Genomic DNA, 4,492 nt, shown 5'->3' with positions numbered 1-4,492 from the left:
GGGTGATCGAATCGGCCAAAAGCAGAACATGAAGGCCCTGCGCGCGAAAATGTTCGGCGACCGTCATGGCGGCCAGCGCGCAGCGCCGCCTTGCCAGCGCTGATTGGTCAGATGTGGCCGTAACCAGAACCGAGCGCGCCATCCCCTCCGGCCCAAGCACACGTTCGACAAATTCGCGCAATTCGCGGCCACGCTCGCCGATCAGAGCAATCACCACCACATCCGCCTCGACACCCCGGGCAAATTTCGCCAACAAAGAGGATTTTCCAACGCCCGAACCCGCAAAAAGACCAATTCTCTGCCCGCGCACCAAGGGCAGCAAGGTGTCAAAAACCGCAATGCTCGACGACAAACGCCCCCCCATGCGGCGGCGGGCCGCTGCGGGTGGCGCTTCGGCACGCAGCGCGCGGGCTTTAAGCCCGCGAAACAGTGGTTTGCCATCCATCGGGCGGCCATAGGGGTCAAGGATGCGGCCGATCCAAGAATTGTCGGGCGCAAGCGTTGTCGCACCCAAAAGCTCGACCACGGTGCCAATCGACAGCCCTTCTGGCGGACCTTCGGTCAGCACCAAGGCGCCGCTCGCCGTCAGGTTTAGCACCTCCCCCGCAAGCCTGTTGCCAATCAGCACACGATCGCCTTGGCGCACGGCTTTGCCTAGCCCCGAGACCAAAACCGTGCCGCGTGACACCTCTGCAACGCGGCCCAGCAGATTGGAAACTGCAACTGCTGAAATTTCTGCACAAAGTGTATCGAAAATATGGCCCATCGGATTCTCCGTTTGTTCGCTGCTTACCCTTTCTAAAGGAATCACCCTTAAGCCTTAGTGAAGCGAAGCAGGGAGAATCCCGATGTTTGAAAGTTTACAACTGACCAGAATGGCAAATGCGATGGCGCAGCGCGCCGGCGATCGTATGGGTGTCATCGCTCAGAATGTTGCAAATGCAGATACGCCAAACTTCAAGGCGATGGATCTTCCAAGCTTTGCCGAAACCTATCGCGACAGCGCTGTGCAAATGCGCTCGACGCGGCCGAAACATAGCTTTGCCGATGATGGCGCAGAGCCGGAAAAGCTTTTGCGCCGCGCCAAGGGCTCTGCCGCGCCAAATGGCAATACCGTCTCGCTTGAGCAAGAGATGGTGAAAATGGCCGATGTGCGCAAAGACCATGAAATGGCTTTGGCAATTTATCGCAACACCAGCGATATCCTGCGCGCCAGCCTTGGCCGGAATAGGTAGGGGCTAAAATGAGCGATTTTTCTACATCCCTTTCTTTTGCTGCCTCTGGAATGGAGGCGCAAGCACTGCGGCTGCGGCATGTTTCGGAAAACATTGCGAATGCCGACACCCCTGGATACCGCCGTAAAACGGTTGGTTTTCAAGAGGCTATGGACACAGGCTTGGTTGAAACTACGCGTGTCCATTTGGATCAGACTCCGCTTGAAAGCATTTATGATCCAAACAATCCGCTTGCGGATAGCACGGGCCACTATGATGGATCGAACGTCGATCTGGTGGTCGAGATCGCGGACGCGCGCGAAGCGCAGCGCAGCTATGACGCGAACCTCAAACTGTTCGATCAGACCCGTCAAATGACGCAAAGCCTGTTCGACCTTCTGCGCCGATAGGAGATCTAGAATGGATATTAAAACCTCACTCGTGACCCAAAACTACGCTCAGGCGCGATCAGCCGTCGCGCCTGAGACTAAACCTGAAAGTGGCGAGGCAGTGCTTGGCCGTCTGGTGGGCACCTTTGCCGAAACCCTTCAGCAAGGCGAAGAAACTGCGCGCGCAGCAATGACGGGCAATTCAGACCCTCATGCGCTGGTGCAAGCTCTGGCAAGCACGCAGCTTGCCGTCGAAACCGTTGCCACAGTGCGTGATAAGGTTGTTGAGGCCTATCAGGAAATCCTGAGGATGCCGGTATGACGCAAGAGGCGATCTACGACATTCTGCGTCAGGGGCTTTGGGCGGCGGTGCTGATGTCAGCCCCGTTGCTTGCGGCGGCGCTGGTTGTCGGCATCGTCATCGGATTGTTTCAGGCGCTTACCTCGATCCAAGAAAACACCCTCACCTTCGTGCCAAAGGTCGCAGCGATGCTGGCGGTGTTCTGGGTCTCGATGAGCTTTATGACTGCCACTTTGGTGGCCTTTTTCACAGACCGTATTATTCCTTTAATTGTAGGGGGTTAACATGGATGCAGCCGGATATACTACGCTGACACGGCAATCGGGCCTGATGCGCGAGATGCAGGTTGTCGCAAACAATATCGCTAATATCTCGACCAACGGTTTTCGCCGTGAAGGCGTGATGTTTGAAGAATATATCAGCGGCGGCCAAGATGGCCCTTCCTTGTCGATGGCCACGGGTGATGTGCGGGTGATTGACTTGACTCAGGCCGGCATCACACGGACCGGCGCTGCGTTTGATTTTGCCATTCAAGGCGAGGGGTTTTTTCAACTGCAAACGCCCAATGGGCCACGGTTGACACGCGCAGGTAGCTTCACGCCCGCTCCGACCGGAGAATTGGTGAATAATGACGGATATCGTTTGCTCGATGGCGGTGGCGCGCCGGTCATCGTGCCGCCAAATGCGATGGCAATTTCTGTCTCGCAAGACGGCACGGTTTCGGCCGATGGCGCGCCCTTGGCACAAATCGGGCTTTGGCAGGCCGCCGATCCGTTAACGCTGCAACATCAGGCGGGCACCATGTTTTCGGCCAATGCGGTGGTTCCCGCCCAGAGTGCCAAGCTGATGCAGGGCTATCTGGAAGACAGCAACGTAAATCCAGTGCTGGAAATCGCCCGGATGATCGAGGTGCAGCGCGCCTATGAGATGGGTCAAAGCTTTATGGATCTAGAAGATAAACGGATGCGCGGCGTCGTTGACACGCTGGGCCGATAGGAGAACACGATGAACGCACTTCAAATCGCGGCCTCGGGGATGAGCGCGCAGCAAATGCGGGTTGATGTGGTTGCAAACAACCTCGCCAATATGTCGACGACTGGCTTTAATCCGCGCCGCGCTGATTTTGCCGATCTGCATTATCAGCAGCTTTCGGCGCCTGGGACCGTTTCGGCACAAGACGGCTCGATTTTGCCCACGGGCGTGCAGATGGGCATGGGGGTTCGCCCGTCCTCGGTCTCGATGGTTTTGGGGCAGGGTGCTTTGGCCGCCACCGGCGGCGACCTTGATCTGGCGATTGAAGGCAAAGGCTATCTAGAGGTGACGCTGCCCAGCGGTGGCGCCGCCTATACCCGCGATGGGGCGCTTAAACGCTCGGCAGATGGATTGATCGTGAATGCTGATGGCTATCAGGTCGCGCCTGGGATCACGGTGCCAACCGATGCCAAGTCTATTGCAATCAACGCCGATGGTGAGATCTGGGCGAGTTTTACCAATCAGGTGCAGCCCCAACTTTTGGGTCAGCTTACCCTGACCGGATTTACAAATGATAAGGGGCTGGAAGCGATTGGCTCGAATCTTTTTGTGGAAACACCGGCATCTGGAACAGCGAACCCCGGCACCCCCGGCTTGGACAGCTTGGGCACCCTACGTCAGGGTTATCTGGAAGAAAGCACTGTCGATTCTGTTCGCGAGGTTACAGAATTGATCAAAGCGCAGCGCGGCTACGAGCTGAATGCTAAGGTCATCACCGCAGCCGATCAGATGCTGTCAGCCACAACGCAGGTGAGGTAATGTGGCGCGTTCTGCTCTTGCTGATGCCTGTGCCTGTGCTGGCTGACAGCCTGATCGCCACTCGCACCATTCGCCCGCAATCGACGCTGGCGGCAGAAGATGTCACCATGGTCGAAATGTATATAGACGGGGCGGTGACTGACCCTCGTCAGGCGATTGGTCTGGAAACCAGAGTGGCAATATATGCCGGTAGGCCAATTCGTCTTGCTGATCTGGGCCCAAGTGCGGTGATTGAACGCAATCAAATTGTCACGCTTGCCTATACGACCGCAGGCCTCTCGATCTTGACCGAAGGCCGTGCCTTGGCGCGCGGCGGCGTGGGCGAAAGCATCGAAGTCATGAATCTTACATCGCGCAGCAAAGTCACAGGGCAAATTGGCTCGGATGGAATAGTGCGCGTTCTTCCCACCTCCTAAAGGACTTATCGATGCGATTGCCTATGATTTCTCTAGTTTTCTTAACGGCTTGTGGTGACCTTAGTCAGGTTGGCCGCGCTCCAAGCTTTACGCCGCTTGAGGGCAGCTATCAGCATCACGCGATGTATTCCAATTCGATGCCAGTCGAGTCTCTGCCCGCGGTGCCCACGGATGGTTCATCGCTTTGGACTGCTGGGCGCAGCTCTTTGTTCGGTGACCGGCGGGCGATGCGTCGTGGGGATATTCTCACTGTCGTGATTGAGATAAATGATAGCGCCGAGATGAAAAATACTTCTGGTCGGTCGCGGTCAGGCTCGCAATCGATGGGCGTGCCCTCTCTGTTCGGTTTGCCGCAAAGCCTGAACAAGGGCCTGCCTACTG

The 4,492-nt window shown here is 56.8% G+C and carries 8 protein-coding genes and 1 pseudogene; 8 read left to right on the top strand and 1 reads right to left on the bottom strand.

What is annotated here, in order from left to right; translation table 11 throughout:
- Positions 1-766: pseudogene (gene fliI, locus V7Q10_RS15480) on the bottom strand (flagellum-specific ATP synthase FliI); the annotation flags it as partial.
- Positions 767-848: 82 nt separating this feature from the next.
- Here fliI and V7Q10_RS15475 point away from each other — a divergent pair.
- The 8 genes from V7Q10_RS15475 to V7Q10_RS15440 form a co-directional block, all read left to right on the top strand.
- The gene (locus V7Q10_RS15475) at positions 849-1,235 is read left to right on the top strand and encodes a FlgB family protein (protein ID WP_333870037.1); all 387 of its coding nucleotides are present in this window, start codon (positions 849-851) and stop codon (positions 1,233-1,235) included.
- Between the two features lie 8 nt (positions 1,236-1,243).
- A complete protein-coding gene (flgC, locus tag V7Q10_RS15470) occupies positions 1,244-1,624 on the top strand; it encodes a flagellar basal body rod protein FlgC (protein WP_333870036.1) in 381 nt (126 codons plus the stop codon).
- Between the two features lie 10 nt (positions 1,625-1,634).
- Positions 1,635-1,925 (top strand): flagellar hook-basal body complex protein FliE, encoded by a 291-nt coding sequence (gene fliE / locus V7Q10_RS15465; protein WP_333870035.1) that lies wholly within the window; start codon positions 1,635-1,637, stop codon positions 1,923-1,925.
- A complete protein-coding gene (locus V7Q10_RS15460) occupies positions 1,922-2,188 on the top strand; it encodes a flagellar biosynthetic protein FliQ (RefSeq protein ID WP_333870034.1) in 267 nt (88 codons plus the stop codon). Before fliE ends, V7Q10_RS15460 begins: the two co-directional genes overlap by 4 nt.
- A gap of 1 nt (position 2,189) precedes the next feature.
- Entirely contained in the window at positions 2,190-2,900 is a 711-nt protein-coding gene (locus V7Q10_RS15455; protein ID WP_333870033.1) for a flagellar hook-basal body complex protein, read from the top strand.
- Between the two features lie 9 nt (positions 2,901-2,909).
- Positions 2,910-3,695, top strand: a complete 786-nt coding sequence (gene flgG / locus V7Q10_RS15450) for a flagellar basal-body rod protein FlgG (RefSeq protein WP_333870032.1) — start codon at positions 2,910-2,912, stop codon at positions 3,693-3,695.
- Positions 3,695-4,111 (top strand): flagellar basal body P-ring formation chaperone FlgA, encoded by a 417-nt coding sequence (flgA, locus tag V7Q10_RS15445; RefSeq protein WP_333870031.1) that lies wholly within the window; start codon positions 3,695-3,697, stop codon positions 4,109-4,111. Before flgG ends, flgA begins: the two co-directional genes overlap by 1 nt.
- An 11-nt stretch (positions 4,112-4,122) precedes the next feature.
- Positions 4,123-4,492 (top strand): flagellar basal body L-ring protein FlgH (locus V7Q10_RS15440; protein ID WP_333870030.1); only part of this gene is annotated, 370 nt, incomplete at its 3' end.

Source organism: Cypionkella sp., assembly GCF_036782355.1.
Taxonomy (GTDB): domain Bacteria; phylum Pseudomonadota; class Alphaproteobacteria; order Rhodobacterales; family Rhodobacteraceae; genus Cypionkella.
This window is presented reverse-complemented; position numbering and strand designations above follow the sequence as displayed.

What these genes read in the sequence shown, in the direction of transcription:
- V7Q10_RS15475 (WP_333870037.1), top strand. Translation starts at nt 849, where the DNA reads ATGTTTGAAAGTTTACAACTGACCAGAATGGCAAATGCGATGGCGCAG.
- flgC (WP_333870036.1), top strand. Translation starts at nt 1,244, where the DNA reads ATGAGCGATTTTTCTACATCCCTTTCTTTTGCTGCCTCTGGAATGGAG.
- fliE (WP_333870035.1), top strand. Translation starts at nt 1,635, where the DNA reads ATGGATATTAAAACCTCACTCGTGACCCAAAACTACGCTCAGGCGCGA.
- V7Q10_RS15460 (WP_333870034.1), top strand. Translation starts at nt 1,922, where the DNA reads ATGACGCAAGAGGCGATCTACGACATTCTGCGTCAGGGGCTTTGGGCG.
- V7Q10_RS15455 (WP_333870033.1), top strand. Translation starts at nt 2,190, where the DNA reads ATGGATGCAGCCGGATATACTACGCTGACACGGCAATCGGGCCTGATG.
- flgG (WP_333870032.1), top strand. Translation starts at nt 2,910, where the DNA reads ATGAACGCACTTCAAATCGCGGCCTCGGGGATGAGCGCGCAGCAAATG.
- flgA (WP_333870031.1), top strand. Translation starts at nt 3,695, where the DNA reads ATGTGGCGCGTTCTGCTCTTGCTGATGCCTGTGCCTGTGCTGGCTGAC.